This window comes from Microcoleus sp. F10-B2, from assembly GCF_036704965.1.
Taxonomy (GTDB): Bacteria; Cyanobacteriota; Cyanobacteriia; order Cyanobacteriales; family Microcoleaceae; genus Microcoleus.
Window position 1 is genome coordinate 44663 of sequence record NZ_JAUBTB010000032.1, and the last position, 18382, is coordinate 63044.

22 protein-coding genes and 1 pseudogene are annotated in these 18382 nt (G+C 45.1%); 13 read left to right on the forward strand and 10 right to left on the reverse strand.

Annotation, left to right across the window (positions count from 1 at the left end):
• Positions 1–54: 54 nt before the first annotated feature.
• Positions 55–762 (reverse strand): alpha/beta hydrolase, encoded by a 708-nt coding sequence (locus QUA99_RS14455; RefSeq protein ID WP_333237738.1) that lies wholly within the window; start codon positions 760–762, stop codon positions 55–57.
• A 267-nt stretch (positions 763–1029) separates the two neighbouring features.
• On the opposite strand from QUA99_RS14455, the gene hpsL reads away from it, so the two are divergent.
• Complete coding sequence (gene hpsL, locus QUA99_RS14460; protein WP_333237739.1) at positions 1030–2694, forward strand: hormogonium polysaccharide biosynthesis protein HpsL; 1665 nt, start codon at positions 1030–1032, stop codon at positions 2692–2694.
• Between the two features lie 140 nt (positions 2695–2834).
• Here the strand turns inward: hpsL and QUA99_RS14465 are convergent, their stop codons facing one another.
• The 4 genes from QUA99_RS14465 to QUA99_RS14480 form a co-directional block, all read right to left on the reverse strand.
• The gene (locus tag QUA99_RS14465) at positions 2835–4103 is read right to left on the reverse strand and encodes a DUF5050 domain-containing protein (RefSeq protein ID WP_333237741.1); all 1269 of its coding nucleotides are present in this window, start codon (positions 4101–4103) and stop codon (positions 2835–2837) included.
• A 149-nt stretch (positions 4104–4252) separates the two neighbouring features.
• Entirely contained in the window at positions 4253–4699 is a 447-nt protein-coding gene (locus QUA99_RS14470) for a hypothetical protein (protein WP_333237743.1), read from the reverse strand.
• Positions 4696–5568: a ParA family protein gene (locus QUA99_RS14475; RefSeq protein ID WP_333237746.1), complete on the reverse strand. Its 873-nt coding sequence runs from the start codon at positions 5566–5568 to the stop codon at positions 4696–4698. The genes QUA99_RS14470 and QUA99_RS14475 overlap by 4 nt, the downstream gene beginning before the upstream one ends.
• 137 nt (positions 5569–5705) lie before the next feature.
• Positions 5706–6251 (reverse strand): hypothetical protein, encoded by a 546-nt coding sequence (locus QUA99_RS14480; protein ID WP_333237749.1) that lies wholly within the window; start codon positions 6249–6251, stop codon positions 5706–5708.
• Positions 6252–6424: 173 nt separating this feature from the next.
• Between QUA99_RS14480 and QUA99_RS14485 the strand changes: the two are divergent.
• Together QUA99_RS14485 and QUA99_RS33135 are read left to right on the forward strand one after the other, a co-directional pair.
• Positions 6425–7258 (forward strand): annotated as a pseudogene (locus QUA99_RS14485) (tetratricopeptide repeat protein); the annotation flags it as partial.
• A gap of 122 nt (positions 7259–7380) precedes the next feature.
• Positions 7381–7566: a hypothetical protein gene (locus QUA99_RS33135; RefSeq protein WP_445251012.1), complete on the forward strand. Its 186-nt coding sequence runs from the start codon at positions 7381–7383 to the stop codon at positions 7564–7566.
• A gap of 56 nt (positions 7567–7622) precedes the next feature.
• On the opposite strand, the gene QUA99_RS14490 is transcribed toward QUA99_RS33135, so the two are convergent.
• The 3 genes from QUA99_RS14490 to typA all read right to left on the reverse strand — a co-directional run bounded on the left by QUA99_RS14490 (position 7623) and on the right by typA (position 10003).
• Positions 7623–7889 (reverse strand): Txe/YoeB family addiction module toxin, encoded by a 267-nt coding sequence (locus QUA99_RS14490; RefSeq protein ID WP_333237753.1) that lies wholly within the window; start codon positions 7887–7889, stop codon positions 7623–7625.
• Complete coding sequence (locus QUA99_RS14495; RefSeq protein WP_333212008.1) at positions 7886–8110, reverse strand: hypothetical protein; 225 nt, start codon at positions 8108–8110, stop codon at positions 7886–7888. Before QUA99_RS14495 ends, QUA99_RS14490 begins: the two co-directional genes overlap by 4 nt.
• Before the next feature lie 102 nt (positions 8111–8212).
• Complete coding sequence (gene typA, locus QUA99_RS14500; RefSeq protein ID WP_333237756.1) at positions 8213–10003, reverse strand: translational GTPase TypA; 1791 nt, start codon at positions 10001–10003, stop codon at positions 8213–8215.
• Positions 10004–10275: 272 nt separating this feature from the next.
• Between typA and QUA99_RS14505 the strand changes: the two genes are divergently transcribed.
• From QUA99_RS14505 to QUA99_RS14520, 4 genes are read left to right on the forward strand one after another with little or no spacing between them, the layout of a single operon-like run.
• Positions 10276–10602 carry a type II toxin-antitoxin system RelE/ParE family toxin gene (locus QUA99_RS14505; protein ID WP_333237758.1) on the forward strand — a complete coding sequence of 109 codons (327 nt, stop codon included), beginning with the start codon at positions 10276–10278 and terminating at the stop codon, positions 10600–10602.
• A 4-nt stretch (positions 10603–10606) separates the two neighbouring features.
• Positions 10607–10981 carry a transcriptional regulator gene (locus QUA99_RS14510; RefSeq protein WP_333237761.1) on the forward strand — a complete coding sequence of 125 codons (375 nt, stop codon included), beginning with the start codon at positions 10607–10609 and terminating at the stop codon, positions 10979–10981.
• A 50-nt stretch (positions 10982–11031) separates the two neighbouring features.
• Positions 11032–11379, forward strand: coding sequence for a type II toxin-antitoxin system RelE/ParE family toxin (locus tag QUA99_RS14515; RefSeq protein WP_333237764.1), 348 nt, complete (start codon positions 11032–11034; stop codon positions 11377–11379).
• On the forward strand, positions 11363–11725 hold the full coding sequence (locus QUA99_RS14520; protein ID WP_333237767.1) for a transcriptional regulator: 363 nt from the start codon (positions 11363–11365) through the stop codon (positions 11723–11725). Before QUA99_RS14515 ends, QUA99_RS14520 begins: the two co-directional genes overlap by 17 nt.
• 249 nt (positions 11726–11974) lie before the next feature.
• On the opposite strand, the gene QUA99_RS14525 is transcribed toward QUA99_RS14520, so the two are convergent.
• Positions 11975–12118, reverse strand: coding sequence for a hypothetical protein (locus QUA99_RS14525; protein ID WP_333237770.1), 144 nt, complete (start codon positions 12116–12118; stop codon positions 11975–11977).
• Between the two features lie 55 nt (positions 12119–12173).
• Between QUA99_RS14525 and QUA99_RS14530 the strand changes: the two genes are divergently transcribed.
• The 4 genes from QUA99_RS14530 (at position 12174) to QUA99_RS14545 (ending at position 15664) form a co-directional block, all read left to right on the forward strand.
• Entirely contained in the window at positions 12174–13001 is an 828-nt protein-coding gene (locus tag QUA99_RS14530; RefSeq protein WP_333237773.1) for a M15 family metallopeptidase, read from the forward strand.
• A 176-nt stretch (positions 13002–13177) separates the two neighbouring features.
• Positions 13178–13756, forward strand: coding sequence for a pantetheine-phosphate adenylyltransferase (gene coaD, locus QUA99_RS14535; RefSeq protein WP_333237776.1), 579 nt, complete (start codon positions 13178–13180; stop codon positions 13754–13756).
• Positions 13639–14325, forward strand: a complete 687-nt coding sequence (locus tag QUA99_RS14540; RefSeq protein ID WP_333237779.1) for a DivIVA domain-containing protein — start codon at positions 13639–13641, stop codon at positions 14323–14325. The genes coaD and QUA99_RS14540 overlap by 118 nt, the downstream gene beginning before the upstream one ends.
• A gap of 286 nt (positions 14326–14611) precedes the next feature.
• On the forward strand, positions 14612–15664 hold the full coding sequence (locus tag QUA99_RS14545; protein ID WP_333237782.1) for an acyltransferase: 1053 nt from the start codon (positions 14612–14614) through the stop codon (positions 15662–15664).
• Positions 15665–15678: 14 nt separating this feature from the next.
• Here QUA99_RS14545 and QUA99_RS14550 read toward each other — a convergent pair whose 3' ends face one another.
• Complete coding sequence (locus QUA99_RS14550; protein ID WP_333237785.1) at positions 15679–16410, reverse strand: TIGR04283 family arsenosugar biosynthesis glycosyltransferase; 732 nt, start codon at positions 16408–16410, stop codon at positions 15679–15681.
• Between the two features lie 225 nt (positions 16411–16635).
• Between QUA99_RS14550 and ubiG the strand changes: the two genes are divergently transcribed.
• Complete coding sequence (gene ubiG / locus QUA99_RS14555) at positions 16636–17481, forward strand: bifunctional 2-polyprenyl-6-hydroxyphenol methylase/3-demethylubiquinol 3-O-methyltransferase UbiG (RefSeq protein ID WP_333237788.1); 846 nt, start codon at positions 16636–16638, stop codon at positions 17479–17481.
• A 500-nt stretch (positions 17482–17981) separates the two neighbouring features.
• Positions 17982–18302, forward strand: coding sequence for a hypothetical protein (locus QUA99_RS14560; RefSeq protein WP_333237790.1), 321 nt, complete (start codon positions 17982–17984; stop codon positions 18300–18302).
• Positions 18303–18382 lie beyond the last annotated feature (80 nt).

The window sequence follows — 18382 nt, forward strand, 5'->3', positions numbered from 1 at the left end:
CAGAATGCCACAAATGCGGGCTAAACCCGCCCCTAAGACACATTTATAATTTTTTTACCACAGTCCTCTGACCGGCCTCACAGGCTGCGGTGCGGGTGCTGGCAAGGGTGCGGGTTCGGCGCGGCGCGGCGCTGGAGGCGGAATTGTTGGCTGCACGCTGCGCCGAGGTTCGATCGGACTTTCGGTGCGAGTTGTTTCAGTTGTGCGATTTGTCGATCGCATCACATCTTGAAGCAGGCTTTGTATATTTCCGGCTAAACTCTGAACTTTCCCAACAGCGGCGCTAATGCTGGCAACATCTACGTAAACCTCTGTTAGAGGATACTTTTTCAGGATTTCCAGCAGCGATACCTTACCGTCATCCCCGGCCGCCAGTATCATCGCCGCCCGCAGAGCTTTCCCGCTTTCTGTGCGGCGCTGAGTGCGAATTGCTTGACCGATTTCGTCAGTGATTTTTTCTCCCGGGGTGCTGTAAACTACCCGGGCCAGATTAGCAGGCTTTAAACCGATTTCTAGACCCATCAACCCCCGCAATATTTGCGCGTCCATTTTGGAAAACCGGATAATTTGTTGTAGGGTTGGGGTCGTCGTGCCGTCTTTAGCAAAGTCTTCTAAGTCGCTGATATTGATGGCTTGTCGGATCGGGCCAAATGTGAGGACAATTTTTTCGGCTGCTAATGCTGTACTGCTGCTAGATAATATGCTCCCGCTTGCTCCTAAAACTAGGGCAATGCCGATCGATACAAATTTTGTTAATTTCATATTCATTTTTACCGCTCGATTAAAATTATTTTTTCGAGATTTGTACATTATAGATGCAGCAGTTATATTCTACAAGGTCGCCTGTCTAATTTGTTCCCGCATCACACCCACAATCTCGACCGAGACTTTTTCTCGATCTTGACTTTAAGAATAAGTAACCACATCTGCCGCAATATTTTTGCTTCTATTCATTCTGCCTTCTACCTTCTACATCTGAGTGCCTTCTACATCTGAGTGCCTTCTACATCTGAGTGCCTTCTAGAAGTTATGTTGAAAACCAAGCGCAAATCCAAAAAATCCAAACACAAGCACAGCGAAAAAACAACAGCGCTAAGCAAAAAAGAAGTAGCAGCACAAAAACGCAAAACTTCACAAAAGCGCAATGAATTGCTGCAGGCGATCGCCATAAGCTGCTTAGTCAGCCTTGCTGCCAGCATCCCCCTGTTGTTCGTAGCCCGCCCTAAGATTGCTGTTGCAGGAGGGGCAGCCGCAGCCATCTTGCTGCTTTCCTACAAGTACCCCCGTCAAGCTTTGTGGGCTTTTCTAATTTACCTGCCTTTCAGCGGTACAATTACTTACGCAATTGGTGGCGGGAATGCTGCATTTCAAGTAGCAAAAGATGCTTTCTACATACCAGCCCTCATCGCCCTAATTCAAAGCTGCAAAAAGAAACAGTTACCCCTGTTCATTCCCAAACAAATGCTTTCTACCTTCAGCATCCTGTTAATGATGGCCATGCTGACTTTAATTTTTGTCAACGGCGATATGCAGCTCAACCCGATGAAGGGCGACAAACCAATTTTGCAAGGAATTCTCGGCTTAAAAGTATTGATAGGTTACATACCGCTGATTGCTTGTACCTATTATTTGCTCCGCACTAAGAAGGATTTGGTATTTTTTAGTCGAATGCACATCGTTTTGGCGATCGTTTGCTGCCTTCTCGGTTTGATTCAATACCTGTTGCTGCAAAGTGGAAAGTGTGCAGGTACTCGAGGAATGATCGGAGAAGAATTATATAAAGCAACGCTGCAAGCTAGATGTTTTGTCGGCGGTTCTTTGGTGTTCAGTCCAGAAGTCAAATTTATTCGCTTGCCGGGAACTTTTGTCGCCCCTTGGCAGTGGGCGTGGTTTTTAATTTCTAATGCTTTTTTAACCTTTGCCTCTGCCTTTTGTGACCCTTCATTCTGGTGGCGACTTATCGGTTTATTTGGCATGGCATTAGTATTTGCCAATGCAGTTATTTCCGGTCAAAGAGCTGCTTTAATTATGGTTCCAGTTGCCACTGCCATCCTGCTAGTTCTCACTGGTCAATTAGTTAATTTCAAACGATTTATTCCCATCGGTGCAGGACTGGCGATTCTGCTGTTTGTCGGTGCAGCAATTAACCCGGGAATTATCGAGCAGCGGTGGGAGAGTTTTGTTAGCCGCTGGAATGCTGCACCGCCCCAGCAGTTTCTCTTTAATCAATTCGAGCAGAGCAACAATTTTATCATTGACAGACCTTTCGGTAGAGGTGTGGGACGAGCAACTAATTCAACGCGAATATTTGGTACCACGCAGCTAATTGAAACTTTCCAACCTAAGTTGATCTACGAACTCGGTTATCCGGGAATGATTGCTTTTCAAATCATGGTTTTACACTTGGCTTTTCTAACTTTTAGAGCTTACCGCTCTGTCAAGGACAAAAATTTGCGGAGTTACGGAGCAAGTTTTTGGGTCTTTGTTGGATTTATTACGATCAATACTCAATACTATCCGCTAGATGTAGATCCAGTGTCCGTGTATTATTGGGTTTTAGCTGGGGCGATTTTAAAGTTGCCCAAAATTGACAAACAGGTGCAGGATGAAAAACACCAGGAACTTGAGTCAAATGATTTGGAAGTTCACCAGCCATTAAAGGAGAAAAAAATTATTGCATCTTCCCCAATTTGAGAAGAGTTTTTAGTGTTGAGTTTGGTGGATTCTTTCTTGTTCGCTAACCCGCTTTCGCTGCGGGGGAATGCCAATGTAGCCCGTCGTGCTGAGTTTATCTGTGCTAAAACCACCCCGACAGCATATTTTGGTTCTTAACTTTACTGCGGTTGCCAAACCGGATTGCTAGCATTCAAATCCTTGTCGTTTGTCAATTTAGTCAATGCCGAACCGTCGCGATTAATTACATACAAATTGCTTTTGTCTCCTTGGATTTCGTTAAATATAAAAGTGATTTGCTGGCTGTCAGTAGACCAAGCTAATTCTGAAATTCCCGACGGTTTTAGCCGAGGAGCTAGTTGATTTAGCTGGTTCCCGTCAGCATTGATTGTGTAGAGTTTTTGATTGTTGAACTCTCCGGCGACGAAGGCAATAAATTTGCTATCCGGCGACCACGAAAGTGCGTCGTAGTTTCTGGGTTTTTGGGTGAGGTTCTTGGCTGTCCCCCGGTTAATGTCGAGCAGGTAGATATCTTGCTGTTCGCCTGATGAATCGCCGGCTTTATTGTAATAGTAAGCAATGCGGCTGCTGTCGGGCGACCAAAATAGTTTGACGTTGTAAACCTCATTTTGCGGGTTGTTCGTCAAATTTTTGAGGTGGGTTCCATCGGCATTAATTGTGTAAATTTGCTGTTTCGGATAAGCGCCGAAAAGGAAAGCAATTTTTTTGCTATTGGGCGACCAAACAAGTTGGCTTCCGCCGGAAACATACTCGCCGGAACTTTTAGTTAGTTTGGTCACTTCCGAACCGTCGGCATTCATTTTGTATATATATTTATCCTTGACAAATGCTACCTGGTGGGCGTCCGGCGAAAGGTAAAATTGCGATGAAATTTCGGTTTTAAGTGGAGCTCCTCCTAATTCCCAATTCCTAACTAATTTAGTTCCTAGGATGCCTGAAGTGTCGCTTGTATAAAGTGATTGGCTGCCGGGAGTATCCGAGGTAAAACCGTCGCAAGAGCGAGCAAAAACAAGTTTCTGACTGTTGGAAAACCAAACTATTTCAAAATTAGCTGCTTTGCAAGCATCCCCAGCAAACTGTTTAGTTAGTCGGGAACCGTCAGCATTAACTGTATAGATGTCGGTGTCTCCGCTAACGAAAGCGAGTCGCTGGCCGTTGGGCGACCAAACTAGGGTAGGACTAACATCTATATTGGGTGCAAGTTCGCGGCGGGAGGAACTGCTAGCATTGATGGCAAATAAATTGTTTCTCACCTCGCAGCCCCGCCTTTGGAGGGCGGTAAACGCCAGTATCCTTGGTTTTTGGGCTGCGGGCGTTCCGGGGCTGTGAAGGCTCAAAAAAAAGCTGATTGAGAGTGTTAGGGAAATAAGGCCGATCGGCTTAATTCGCAATAATTTATTCAAAAGCATTTTGTCAATATCATCTCCTTACTTTTAAATTTTCACAGTCTTCAGTCCTCATATCCCCGACTTCTTAAAGTCCTGCGGGGATATGGCAAATTCTAACTCCAAACTATTACCAATGCCCCATTCCCAATGCCCCATTCCCAATGCCCCATTCAAAGTGTTTGTCTGTCGATATGTCTCGACAGCCTCAAACTCTGTTTAATTCTGCCAATAATTAGCTCGAACATTTTTTTGCGGGACGGATTTTTGCTGCTGGGCGGCATCCCTAACTCGCAACACATCAAGTTCAAGTCAGTTGCACTCATTGCCAACAACTTTTGCCTCACCTCTTCTTCATTACCATTCTTAGCTTGTAAACGCAGTTCTTCATAAACTTCTAGAACATTTCTAGCCGATAAATTAGCAGGTTTATTAACATCAGCACCGCTGGAAATATCCGAAGTTTTTGACCCAGCAGAAAGCCCTCCCCGCTTGACTTGAGTTTCAAGCTTGGTTAATTTTCGAGCAACGTCCCGCAAGATTTCCTTAAGTTCGCCAATTTCCTCAACTAAGCCCCCACTTTCTTGTTCGGAAGCAGCCAAAATTTCTTTTTTAATCATTTCAGATACTCCTCACACTCGCGCCATAGTTTTTCAAATTCTCTAACTAATTCTCGCGGCAGTTCTCCCTCATTAATCGCCCGTTTTAGCCCGACGCTTTCGCGAATCGTCGATTCTAAGAATCTAACTTCTATGTTATTATCTTTTGATATCTCATCGCAAAGTCTCTTTACTTCTCTCATGTAAAACTGAACTTCATTTGTCAGCAATCCTCCATAGGTTTTAGCTTTATTCATAAACACTGCAATTTTGGGAAACGGATAAGGCTCAATTCGTTTCTGGAGCGAGTTTAAAACTAAACTCAATCCCCTAGAACCAAAATAATCGGGATTGACGGGAATCAATATTAAGTCGCAGCAAGAGAGTACGCTGTAGGTGAGGAGGCTGAAGGAAGGCGAACAGTCAAAAAGCATCAAGTCGTATTTGGGGAGATTGGCAGAGTTGGCGATTTTGCCGATGAATCTGCGGATGAAGTCTTTAACACTTTTTCCCTCAAATCCATCGATATCCAACCAATACAATTCTTCAACTGAAGGGACAAAATGCAACTGTTCGTCAATCTGATAAATGGTGTCGAAACCAACAGGAAATTTAAAGTTTTGTCCGGCTTTTTTAAAGACTTCTAGAGCGTCGTAAATTGTGAGTCTGTGCTTGATAGATTGTTCGTACCACTTACCAAACTTGTCATCTAAATGACCTGTATTTTCGTTAAGTCCGATCGCCTCTGTGAGCGACATTTGCGGATCTAAGTCTAACATCAAGACTTCTCGGTCTGTTCCTTGGGATATAATATTTCCCAGACTCCAAGTGACGGTGGTCTTTCCGACACCGCCTTTGAAGTTGATTACGGCTATTGATTTAGGACTCATGGCTGGCTTTGTTGGGATTTTGCTCAATTTTTTATTAAAACATAACGATCGCCAAATTAGCGTTTGCTAAGTATTATTACTCCAATAATGGCGATCGCCTTGAGTAGGCGATCGCCAGATTAACAGCGAGTCTCTTTTTAGAAAAGAACGTCAGGAAACTTGAAAACGTGGCTAGCAATATTCCGCACCTTTGCTAATGGAACAGGTAATCCAGTTACACTGTAGCCTTGATTTGGTACTACTTTCTGCGGCAGTTCTGGCTGTTGCTGCGAAACTAACAACCTGAATTTACCCGGTTCGACGACCAATATCTCCTGTTGAGGAATGAAAAATATCCAGAGATCGGCTTGCGAAGTCCATCCCCAACAGGGACGGTTGCGATCGTCAAAAGCTTCAAAAAACAAGTTTCCAGTTTGCTTGGCTTTTAAATCGGTCTTATACTCAGCAGTTGCAGTTGAACCGTTTGGGCGAATTAGTACGCGGTCAATACCTGCTTTCTGATACTGTGGCAAATCTGAGACATCCTCAATGCGATAGCCATGAATCTGCAACCACTTGTCTACGATCGCCTCTCCTGTCTTTCCTACTTTCTTTTGAGTTTGGAAGTCGTATTCCTGTTTTTGGGAAAGCGGGGGTAGTGGCTGGGAGAATTTGGCTTCGTTTTGCTGATTATTGTTGTACATGATTAATTCCGTCAGCTAAGTTTTGAGTAGTGAATCACTACATCCCTAGCTTCGAGGGTGGGTGTCTGAGATTGTGACCGGCTAAACTGTCTGATGTGTCCGACTTTCTGTCTGAGTTTGTGTCTGACTTTTATTCGTTCAGTTACAATAGCCATAAGTGTTGGAGTCAGGCTATGGTGATAAAAGGATTAAGCGCATCTCCAGAAGGCATCAAAAAAGCAGAACGAGCTTTACTCAGAAATAGTTTAAATAAGAAGGCTTTAGCGGTAGAGTTAGGAATAGCTCGCTCAACAGTTGGTTTTTTTTTTAATTCTAAACGAGTCTCGCGCTTGAATTTTGAAGAGATTTGTAAAAAGCTAGCGCTAGATCCGAGAGATATTATTGCTAATCCATTCACTGAAACTGAGACAGAGGAAAAAGAACACAGTAACCCTCATTTTCAAGATGCTGAACCTGAGCAAATTGAGGAAGTGCTGGACAACTTTTGTGACATTGAGGTTGTAGTCGAGAGGGTGCGATCGCACTCTCCTCTCTGTGCTGAGGATTTCGATGAACTGGGAAGAAACAAGGCTAAGGAAAGAGATTTTAAGGGAGCCATTGAAAATTTCGATCGAGCAATTAAGATCAATCCTGATTATGCAGATGCCTACAATAACCGGGCTAATGTTCGCCATGAACTAGGAGACGATGCCGGAGCAATTGAGGATTACACAAAGGCGATATTGCTCAATCCTGATTGTGCAGATTTTCACAACAACCTGGGTATTATTTCTTCTAACTCAGATGATTACCGAGGAGCGCGGGCCGCTCACACCCGAGCAATTCAACTAAATCGTCGCTATGCTCAAGCCTACAATGACCGAGGTTTTGCTCGTTTACAAATGGGGGATGTGCCAGGGGCACTTAAAGATTTCACCAAAGCAATTGAACTAAATGCTGATGATGCCCTTGCTTGGAATAATCGAGGTGATGTCTACTTTTTGAAATTAGACGATCTGCAAAAAGCACTTGATGATTACACCCAGTCAGCTTGGCTGAACCCCCATAATGAAAAAACCTTCTACAACATGGGGCTTATTCACTTTAGGTTGGGGGAAAAAAGAAAGCGTGTGAGGATTACACTCAGGCAATTCAGCTTGAACGGAAATTTGCTGAAGCTTATCACAACCGAGGCATTGTCTACGGTCAGTTGGGAAATCACCAAAAAGCAGCTCTGGATCTTCACCACGCTAAAAATTTATATCGGGTACAGGAAAAAGAAGAAAATTATCAAGAGGTACTTAATCTAATAGAAGAACTTCAGCAAGAAGATTGAGAGCGATCGCATTCAGTAAAGGGATAAAAAGAGCGATAGTTACATTGCTTAAAGCTTCATTCACTGTAATGCTTCTTACAAGCTGCGATCGCAATTTCGACCTCCGTAACTTGGTAAACCAAACGATGTTCGTTATCAATGCGCCTCGACCAAAAACCACTTAACTCGTATTTCAGAGGTTCTGGTTTACCCAATCCTTCAAAGGGCGATCGATCTATATCTTTAATCAATTCTACAATTTTGCGATAAATCTTTTTGTCTAATTTGGCCCATTCATTAAAATCTGCAAAAGCAGAAGATTCAAAAATAATTCTTCTGCTCATTGCAAATCCTGTAGATCGACTTCAACTAAATTTTGCCTGTCTTTAACATTTTCAATAGCTTTCAACAGTTTGTTTCTATTGACTTCCGATTTCAAAAGATATTCGGTTTCATCGCATTCTGAGACAATTATTTCAATCTCTTTATCTCCAAAAATCGCTTTGATTTGTTCTAAAAAGTTACGGTCTAGTTCGCTGGCTTTTAAACGATAAACTGTTGACATCGTTTTTACCTATTTTTGATTGCGTTAAAAATTAATATTGCCTTTAAATACAGTTTGAAGTTGACACTAATGGCTGGCAAAATAGCCAGCCATCAATTTGTTTTAGCGTTTTACCAACTTCTTAGAAACCTTCCGCAAACGAATTGATTTTGGCGTTACTTCCACCAATTCATCCTGGCCGATGTACTCCAAAGCGCGTTCCAAACTCATATCGACTGGTGCTTGCAATTGCGCCAATTCTTCACCGCCAGATGCGCGGTGGTTTGTCAACTGCTTCGACTTGCAAATATTCAGCTCCATGTCTTCATCTCGGTTGTTTTCTCCGATAATCATCCCTCTGTAAACCTTGGTTCCGGGGGTAATGAAAAATACGCCACGGTCTTCAGCATTTTTCAGTGAATAAGTAGTTGCAACTCCTTCTTCAAAGGAAATCAATACTCCGTTGCGACGGGCGATAATTTCTCCACCGAGGGGGCGATAGTCGAGGAAACTGTGGTTCATAATTCCAGCGCCGCGAGTCAAGCGCATGAACTCGCCTCGGAATCCAATCAAACCGCGAGCGGGGACTGAAAATTCGATTTGGGTGCGACCGGTGCTGCTGACGTGCATATCTTGCATTTCTGCTTTCCGCTGACCGAGGCGTTCAATGCAGCCGCCGACTGCTTCTTCGGGTACGTCTAACACCAAACATTCAAAGGGTTCGCAGGGACGACCGCCGATTTCGCGGTAGATTACTTGCGGCTGAGATACTTGAAATTCGTATCCTTCGCGGCGCATATTTTCGATCAGAATGCCGAGGTGAAGTTCGCCGCGACCTGATACGAGGAATTTGTCGGGAGAATCGGTTTCTTCGACGCGCAAGGCGACGTTGGTTTCGAGTTCTCGCATCAGTCGATCGCGAATTTGCCGAGATGTCACCAAACTTCCTTCTTGACCGCAGAACGGCGAATCGTTCACCGAGAAAGTCATCTGCAAAGTCGGTTCGTCAACCTTGATTAAAGGCAGCGCTTGCGGGTCGTTCGGACAAGTAATTGTCTCGCCAATATAGGCATCAGCAAAACCGGCAACGGCGACAATATTACCAGCAGAAGATTCTTGGATATCAATCCGCTTCAGGCCTTCAAAGCCCATCAATTTGCTGATTTTTGATTTGACAAGCGCGCCGCTTTCTGTGATTAAGACGGCTTGTTGGCCAACTTTAATTGTGCCGTTGTGGATGCGGCCGATGACAATGCGACCCACGTATTCGGAATAATCCAAGGTGGTGACTTGCAGTTGCAGAGGTTTGTTGGGGTCGCCTACGGGGGGCGGTACGTGGTCTAGAATTTCTTCAAACAGCGGTTTCATGTCCACTGCTTCGTCGTCCAAAGTTTTTTTAGCAGTACCGTTGAGTCCGGAACCGAAAAGATAGGGGAATTCGCATTGATCGTCGTCGGCGCCGAGTTCTAAGAACAAGTCTAAAACTTTGTCAATAGCTTTGTGGGGGTCTGCTTGGGGTCGATCGATCTTGTTCACAAAGACGATCGGGCGCAGTCCTTTTTCTAGGGCTTTTTTGAGCACGAACCGGGTTTGTGGCATCGGGCCTTCGTTGGCGTCTACGATCAGCAGACAGCCGTCAACCATGCCGAGAACTCGTTCGACTTCGCCGCCGAAGTCCGCGTGTCCGGGCGTATCGACGATGTTGATCAGGGTTTCTCCGTACCTGACGGCGGTGTTTTTGGAAAGGATGGTAATGCCGCGTTCGCGCTCGATGTCGTTGGAGTCCATGACGCAATCTGGGATTTCTTCCCCTTCGCGGAAGATCCCGGACTGTCTGAGGAGAGCGTCCACAAGGGTGGTTTTGCCGTGATCGACGTGAGCAATGATGGCGACGTTGCGAATGGGAAGACTCATAATGCGTCTGGAACGTTAAACGGATTTAACTAAAGATTTCTTAATAATTGTAGCGCATGAAGTCAAGGGTCGATCGGGGCGGCTTGAAGATTGGAGTGCGATCGTGGCTAGAATCAAGATTATGGAAGCGCAACCGAGAGAAATGGAGCGTTACACCACGCCTGACTGCATAGTTTTTTTTCGATCGGAGATATTGAGTTGGCCCTGGTGAAGAAGCTTTGATAGGGGGCGATCGCCGATATTAAGATGAGGGTGCAAGTTCGATCGACTTTATGGAAGTACAACCCAGAGATATTCAGCGTTACACTACCCCTGACGGCAAAGTTCCTTTCTCGGAGTGGTTAGACTCCCTGCGGGATCTCAAGGCAAAATTTAAGATTGACCGGCGACTCGATCGAGTGGGGACTGGAAATTTCGGAGATTATCGATCAGTCGGAGAAGGTGTCTATGAGTTGAGGATAAATTACGGCCCCGGCTATCGGATCTATTTTGGACAAGTAGAAGAAACAATTGTACTTTTGTTGATAGGCGGGGATAAAAGCACTCAAGAGCAAGATATCCGCAAGGCTAAAACATACTGGACAGATTACAGGAGTTAAGACAATGACAATGCCTAAGAGCTTACCTTATCACCCCTATAAAATTTCAAATCTCAAAGAGCCGGCATATTCTGCTGGCTATCTCACAGAGATACTTGAGGAGGAAGAAGGAGATTTGGAATTAGGAATCATGCGAAAAGCACTTCGAGATGTATTTGAGGCTCTGGGCGAACCAAATATGTCTGCTGAAGATGCCTCATTGCATTTGGAAAAATTAGATGTTTTGTTGTCGGGAGAAGGAAGTGCGACAATTTATGCTTTGGCAAGTTGGCTGAATGCTCTGGGATTGAAGTTATCTGTTGTGGTTGATGAAGGGGATAAAGGGGAAGAGAAAGATTCTGTTAGTGCTGCAGAGTTTGCGGAAGTTGGTAATGTTTGATTTGGGGCGATCGTCCGTATTAAGATGAGGGTGCAAGTACGATCGACCTTATGGAAGTACAACCGAGGGAAATTAGGCGTTATATTACCCCAGACGGTAGAAATCCTTTCGCAGAGTGGCTTAGTTCCCTGCGGGATTTGAATGCGGTAGTTAAAATTGAGCAAAGGCTTGACCGAGTTCGCTTGGGGAATTTAGGAAACAGCAAGTCTGTTGGGGAAGGAGTCTGCGAATTAAAAATTGATTTTGGGCCGGGGTATCGCGTGTACTTCGGGCAAGTTGGGTCAACAATAGTGCTTCTCCTTTGCGGTGGAGATAAAAGCACTCAAGAACAAGATATCCGCAAAGCGTATGAGTATTGGAAAGAATATGGAGAACGCCAAAATGCCAACGAGCGATAGTTATCAGGATTATCTGATTGAAGCCCTCAAGGATAAAATGCACGCTGCGGCTTATCTAACAGCGCATTTGGAAGACGAAGAGCCTGAACCTGGTTTGCTGGAACTCGCACTTAGCAATGTATTTGAGGCTCTTGGCGAACCAAATATGTCTGCGGAGGAGGCCTCATTGCATCTGGAAAAATTAGATGTTTTGTTGTCGCAGAATGGAAGTGCAACAATTTATGCTTTGGCAAATTGGCTGAATGCTCTGGGATTGAAGTTAACAGTTGCAGTGGCTCAAGAGGATGAAGGGGAAGAGTCAGGTTCTGTTGCTGGTGTTGAGTTGGCGGAAGTTGGTAATGTTTGATTGGGGTCGATCGAGCTTTAAGCTACTAATTAGACCTTGAGGGCGCTCGAATGCCGATCGCTAAAGGAAGTAGCCGATCGCTCTGGAGTATCCTACAATACTGTTATAAAGTTATGCCCGATCGCCCGGTATGGCAATGGCTGACATCGGTGCTGTGCTAAAATTGGCGCGGACGTTTGATGTGTCGATCGCAGAATTGTTGGATTTTGTCGGACAACAGTAACAAATTACACTTAAAATAAACCAGCGCTACCAACGCCAACCAGTTCGACCTCGCAGGGACGATCGACTGTGGGCCCAAGCAACAGAGGCGAGAGTTGGCGGATGGGACGGGGCGAGGTCAGAAAGAGATGATATATTCTCAACGCGAATTGTAGCTGTTCGATCGCCCATATCGGTCTACAATTTGTAACGTTGAGCCTTATTGAAGTGCAGGAGTGGAGCTGGCTTGGATAACGCTAGTCTGTCGAGAAAACCCCCGCAAGCCTCGGAGCTTGTCGCCGACGAAATTCCAGAAGCAGTGCGAGACCATCCATACCCAGAAGCAGGGCAGAGTCAGTCCAAGAAAAAAGGGCTGATTTGGAAACTGCTAGGGTTGGCCGCACTAGCCTGTGGGGTCAGCATCTGGCTGCACCTCAACTTTAACTTGTTCCCAGCCACCAGTCAGGCCGAGCAAACTCAACAAAACCCAGCGCCCACCAGTTCCGCGTCTCCGTCTGTCGCGAGTCCAGCTACCACCCCAAAAGTCCCCGCAATCCCAGAAAACCTGCTGGGACACTTGCCGTACCCAGAAGCACCAGCCAAAGACTTAGTAGGCGTCACCTCCGACGGTAGCGTCAAACTCCGCACCTCAGCAGCAGCAAAATATCAGGAAATGGTCAACGCCGCCGCAGCATCAGGCATCTACTTCGCTCCCATATCCGGCTTTCGCTCCCTGCAAGACCAACAGCACGTATTTTTTGACGTGAAAGCCGAACGCAGGCAAAACGCCAGCAAGCGAGCCGAAGTCAGCGCCCCACCAGGTTACAGCGAACACCACACCGGTTATGCGATCGACATCGGCGACGGCACCGCCCCGGAACACAACCTCAGTCCCAGTTTTGAAAATACCGAAGCATTCAAGTGGTTAGAAGCCAACGCCGTCGCCTTCAGCTTTGAAATGTCCTTCCCGAAAAACAATCGCCAAGGCGTCAGTTACGAGCCTTGGCATTGGCGGTTTGTGGGCGACAAGCAAAGCCTCGAAACTTTCTACAAAGCTCATTCCATGAAAAAGTAGAAGGAAGAAGGAAGAAGGAAGAAGGAAGAAGGAAGATTTTCCACATCTCCGGCTTTGCCACTCTCCCACTCTCCCACTCTCCCACTCTCCCACTCTCCCACTCTCCCACTCTCCCACTCTCCCACTCTCCCCCACTCCCACATTCCCCCACTCCCCCACTCCGGTGAGCCAAACTCGTGATTGCAATCTATCCAGGCAGCTTTGACCCCATTACCTTCGGTCACGCAGACATTATTGAGCGGGGCTGCAAACTGTTCGATCGGGTAATTGTTACCGTAGTCAGAAACCCCAGCAAAACCCCTCTCTTCACCGTAGAGGAACGGATCGAGCAGATCCGGCGCTCTACTCAACACTTGCCAAATGTAGAAGTAGACAGTTTTGAAGGTTTGACAGTAAACTATGCTAAGATTCGACAAGCCAAAGTGCTGCTGCGGGGGCTCCGGGTATTAACAGATTTTGAAATGGAACTCCAGATGGCCCACACCAATAAAACCCTTCTGGGCGAAATTGAAACAGTTTTTTTGGCAACTTCTAACGAGTACAGCTTTTTAAGTAGTAGTGTAGTTAAAGAAATAGCCAAGTTTGGTGGCTCCGTAGATCATCTTGTTCCGAAACACGTCGCCCTAGATATTTACAAATGTTACGCCAGCAGGAACCAACTCGCATCGAACCCGATAGTAACGGCCTCCGCACTGAGAACGAATCACCTCAGAACACAGCCGCCTTCGGAGACCCCACCCGAACCGCAGGAGTAGACATCCAGCGGGAATTGAACCGGCTTGAGGAAATTGTTCTCGACAGTCCGCGAATTCCCATGACCAGACGCACTCTGGTGGATGAAGAACAGTTGCTCGATCAGTTAGACTTGGTGAGGCTAAATTTGCCGATCGCCTTTCAGGAAGCCGAGACGATCATCCGGCACAAGGACGACTTGCTTCAAGAAGCGGAACTTTACGCTCAGGAAGTGATAGAAGCAGCAGAACAGCGAGCTGCAGAACTTTTAAACGATATGGGCCTGCTCCAGCAGGCGAAGATAGAAGCAGATCAGTTGCGGCAGCAAGTTTTGCTCGACTGCGAGGCAATTCAGCAGGCGACGCTGGCGGAAGTCGAACAAATTCGCTACCAGGCTCAAGAGGAATTGGAAGAGATGAGAGTCAGGGCGATGGCTGAATGCGAGGAAATTCAAAACGGAGCCGACGATTATGCTGACCAAGTGCTAGATAATATCGAGCACAAGCTGAGCGATATGCTGCGCGTGATCCGCAACGGGCGCGATCGGTTGGATAGTGTTTCTGCGTCGCACATCCATCACAACAACGGTTAGCCAACAGTGAACTCATTGCTTGAACATTTCTAAAAGTCTACCTAATTTAGGTAGATTTTTTTTCGCAATAGTCTCTATAGTCTTTATTCCTCATTTAGGTAGATTTTTTTTCGCAATAGTCTCTATAGTCTTTATTCCTCAGTCCCAGCAGTCGGTGACTTATTTTTGCCGACATAAGTTTTGTGAAGATAGGAGCAAATATAAAATTTTATGCTAGAGTTTGGTGAAAACTCATCAGACAAAAAATTCCTAATTGGGTTCCAATTTTTACAATCTAATTTTTACCATGCAAAAAGTTTCTAATCGGTTCGCTGAATTTGATTTGATCCGAGCTTTAGCGATCGTCAGTGTGGTGATTACTCATGCTGGGTTCTTGGTATTTCGCGATCGCAGAATTCTATTTGTGGCGATCGATACATTTCAACTATTTTGCGTACCTGCATTTTTACTGCTGAGCGGCTTTTTTCTCACCAACAAACTGGAAAATCAAAATAATCCCGCACTGGTAGTTAAAAAAAGACTGTCAAAAATTATACCCCCTTATCTGTTTTGGTCAGTAGCTTTGTACATTTTCAATAATTGGGGGGAAATCCAAAAATTTGATTTACTGTCATTACTCAGAGATATCTTGACGGGTTCAGTGATGCCTCCCTATTACTTCATCGTTGTGATTGTTCAATGCTACGGCTGGTGGTGGCTTCTCGTGAAATTAAAATTTTTAGAACCCAGAAAAGTTTTGGCTTTGGGTTTAACAATTCAAACAATTTTTACAATCTTCTTCTACTTAACCGCTCTCAAATACATATCAATACCTCTACCTTTGATGGAGCGCTGGATTTTCAGTTGGATTTTGCCATTTTCAACTGGTCTATTTTTGGGCGTTTCCTATGACAGGATTCAACCCGTTCTAGAACGAAGAAAAATACCAATTTTAGCGGCAACGATCCTTGTTTATCTAGCTAGCATTTTGGAATATTACCTGATAAGTGGAGTTAATTCGGAGGCATGGTTTCTCCGATCGTTTTTTAAACTATCTTCTCAAGGATACGCAATTTTGTTCGTATTATCGATCCTCGCATTTTCTAAGAGTATTGCACTTCCCAGTAGAGTATCTGGGTTAGTCAAAATATTGGCTGCTTACTCATTCCCTATATATCTCCTGGATTCGACAGTAGTGAAATATGTGTTGTTAGTGTTTTATAAGTTTATTGATCCGGTAAATCCCCTGCTGAAGCTCGGCTTTTTAGTTATGGGGACTTTGTTAGGTTGTTGGGCGATTATTTACCTGTTGGAAAAAGTTTTGCCAAAAAATTACAGGCAGTACATTTTGGGAATTTAATCAAATTTTGTGTTTCAGCGGATGTCTTCATAAAACTGCTTGAGATACCTTGGGGAAACCCCAAAACCCCACAAAAATCCAATCGAAAGATAGATCGCAATAGCTTTAAATTCGCCCCAATTCGCCACTCGCCGATCGCTACTTTCCACTACCCGATTCACTAACTTAATTTTACCCCGTCGCACTAACTTCAAACACAAATCCGCTTCCTCCATAATTGGCAGCGCAGCATCGAAACCCTCGCATTCCCAAAAATCGGTACGGCGACAAAAAATAACTTGGTCGCCAAACAGCAGGCGCAATCCTTGGAAAAATAAATGAGGTCGAAATACCAGCGGCGCGTAATAAGTTTTCAGGTAATTGTGGAGGGAAAAACCCCATCTTGTTTGTTGCGAACCAGCCATCAGAGAGATAAACCCGCCGCCGGAAATTTCGGCATCGGACAATGTTTTCTGGATGACTGCTACAATGTCGTCGGGAACTAAAGTATCGGCGTGGAGAAAGCACAAAATTTCGCCGGTGGCGACTTGAGCACCTAAATTCATTTGCACGGAACGTCCGGCTGTACTGCTAGAAATAACGCGGGTGGCTGCGGAAAGTGCGATCGCCACTGTTTCGTCTTGACTGCCGCCGTCTACCACTAATACTTCCCAAGCCGGAGGATTGAGAATGCTGAGTTGGCGGAGGGTGCGTTCCAGACAAGTCGCTTCGTTGAGGGCTGGGATGATAATAGAAACGCGATCCATCTCGTTGAAATTTATGCCAAAAGTATTATAATAAAAAACTGTGGCGATTCGCAACTAACGAGAAAATAGAACTTATGCGCGCGGATTCAGAAACCCGGTTCCTGCCTGCAAAATCGTCACGAAACCTCAGATTTTTCACAAAAATTAGGTTGATGGGCGTCCGAGAAAATCAAGCCAAAGTGCGATCGCTATCTATATTTTCCACTAAGCAGGACTGAGAAAATCGTGCAGAAAACAGAAGTAAAAAATGATTTAGAATTTTATGATGAAAATGCCGATAATTGGTGGGACGAAAATGCTAAAATTTATGCCTTATACCATCTAAACAAACCCAGATTTGAGTTTTTCGACAGACACGCGACTAATTGGCAAGGGCTGAAAACCTTAGATGTCGGGTGCGGCGGCGGCTTTTCTTGCGAGTTTATGGCCGAGAGAGGCGCTGTGGTTTCTGGAATAGATCGATCGCAAAAATGTATTGTAGCGGCTCAAAATCACGCAGTTACCAGCGGTTTGGAGATTGACTACAGGCAAGGTTTTGCCGAAAATATGCCCTACGATGACAATACCTTTGATGTTGTAATCTGCGTGGATGTTTTGGAACACGTTGCTGATTACAAAAAAGTTGTGTCTGAGGTTCACAGGATTCTCAAGCCTGGGGGACTGTTCTTTTTTGATACAATCAACAGAACTTTTTCCTCGCAAATTGTGATGATTGGACTGATGGAAAATACATTGCAGGAAATTAAGCGGGGCGTTCACGATTGGGAAAAGTTTATTACCCCGGATGAACTGTCTGTGGTAATGCGCGATACGGGTTTCGGCAAGATTGAAATTAAAGGTTTCGACCTGTTTGGAGAAATGGGCGCTATTTTAGCCGAGTTGCAAGGTTTTTGGGGGAATTTTAAAAGTGGAAAGCAGCTATTTCCTTCGGGGGGAAGTTTCCAACAATTTTCTCAAGCGCTAATCTCTAATATCGCTAACTATGTTGGTTACAAAAAGTCTGGCTTGTTTAAAATCAAAATTAATGAGGATACGTCGATTATGTATGTTGGCGTAGGGGCTAAGAATTAGCCGGTTAATTGTTGATTGTTGATTGTTGATTGTTAACTGTTGTCATTAGGGGCGAGTTTGAGACGGATTTTGGCGATCGACAAATTTGGCTAAAACCCGCCTCTATTGCATTTTGTAGGGTACGCGCGCAGCGGTACACCTTACCCTGTTGAGTGCAATACAGATATTCCGCAGGCACGGCGCCGTATCCTTACTGTATTGCCGGCAATTGAGAATTGCTATATTGGCGATCGCACTACAAACCTAATTTCCCGAACTAACTGCAAATAATTAGCAAGTAATTTTAAACTTAAGCCATCGGGCTTCTCAGCTCTACAACCCAAAAATACCGCCCCGTATCCATTTCGGGCTGCGTGCGCTGAGCGTAAACCCAGCCAGACAGTCTTTTGTAACAAATCTTAATATTAAATGCTTGACAATCTATGTAAATTGCATGGTAGCTTATTGAATATTAATTGCAATAACGGCCGGAAGTTAACAGTACCTGGAGTTCAATCACCGTGACAGCAGCAATAGTTTCCGCGTCAGCCTCGCGAATCAGCGACGGACAACCCGCCTACAGCCAAAAACTGATGAGTTTGGGTAGAAATTGCGAAATACCTGACCTCGATAACTCCAAAGATGTAACCCTCGCCGTCTTAGAAGGAGTGGGAACTCTCACGGTGTGCGATCGAACAGTCACTTTAAAACCGGGAGTATTTGTGTTTTTACCCGCCGGCATCCCGCGCAGTCTAACAGTACAAACGGCGCTAAATTTGTTACTAATTGACTGCGAAGCCGACCCGGATATGAGCGAGTCAGTTTGGTTGATGAATTTTTAACTTTAACCCGATGAAAAAACACTGTCCTTGCTGCCTTGACTCCCTAATTTCTCAGGTTTGCCACAACCGCGTCTACTGTT

Bases quoted from the DNA above. Each gene is read 5' to 3' on its own strand.
- QUA99_RS14455 (WP_333237738.1), bottom strand. From the start codon at position 762: ATGAAATTAACAAAATTTGTATCGATCGGCATTGCCCTAGTTTTAGGA.
- hpsL (WP_333237739.1), top strand. From the start codon at position 1,030: ATGTTGAAAACCAAGCGCAAATCCAAAAAATCCAAACACAAGCACAGC.
- QUA99_RS14465 (WP_333237741.1), bottom strand. From the start codon at position 4,103: ATGCTTTTGAATAAATTATTGCGAATTAAGCCGATCGGCCTTATTTCC.
- QUA99_RS14470 (WP_333237743.1), bottom strand. From the start codon at position 4,699: ATGATTAAAAAAGAAATTTTGGCTGCTTCCGAACAAGAAAGTGGGGGC.
- QUA99_RS14475 (WP_333237746.1), bottom strand. From the start codon at position 5,568: ATGAGTCCTAAATCAATAGCCGTAATCAACTTCAAAGGCGGTGTCGGA.
- QUA99_RS14480 (WP_333237749.1), bottom strand. From the start codon at position 6,251: ATGTACAACAATAATCAGCAAAACGAAGCCAAATTCTCCCAGCCACTA.
- QUA99_RS14490 (WP_333237753.1), bottom strand. From the start codon at position 7,889: ATGAGCAGAAGAATTATTTTTGAATCTTCTGCTTTTGCAGATTTTAAT.
- QUA99_RS14495 (WP_333212008.1), bottom strand. From the start codon at position 8,110: ATGTCAACAGTTTATCGTTTAAAAGCCAGCGAACTAGACCGTAACTTT.
- typA (WP_333237756.1), bottom strand. From the start codon at position 10,003: ATGAGTCTTCCCATTCGCAACGTCGCCATCATTGCTCACGTCGATCAC.
- QUA99_RS14505 (WP_333237758.1), top strand. From the start codon at position 10,276: ATGGAAGTACAACCCAGAGATATTCAGCGTTACACTACCCCTGACGGC.
- QUA99_RS14510 (WP_333237761.1), top strand. From the start codon at position 10,607: ATGACAATGCCTAAGAGCTTACCTTATCACCCCTATAAAATTTCAAAT.
- QUA99_RS14515 (WP_333237764.1), top strand. From the start codon at position 11,032: ATGGAAGTACAACCGAGGGAAATTAGGCGTTATATTACCCCAGACGGT.
- QUA99_RS14520 (WP_333237767.1), top strand. From the start codon at position 11,363: ATGCCAACGAGCGATAGTTATCAGGATTATCTGATTGAAGCCCTCAAG.
- QUA99_RS14525 (WP_333237770.1), bottom strand. From the start codon at position 12,118: ATGGGCGATCGAACAGCTACAATTCGCGTTGAGAATATATCATCTCTT.
- QUA99_RS14540 (WP_333237779.1), top strand. From the start codon at position 13,639: ATGTTACGCCAGCAGGAACCAACTCGCATCGAACCCGATAGTAACGGC.
- QUA99_RS14545 (WP_333237782.1), top strand. From the start codon at position 14,612: ATGCAAAAAGTTTCTAATCGGTTCGCTGAATTTGATTTGATCCGAGCT.
- QUA99_RS14550 (WP_333237785.1), bottom strand. From the start codon at position 16,410: ATGGATCGCGTTTCTATTATCATCCCAGCCCTCAACGAAGCGACTTGT.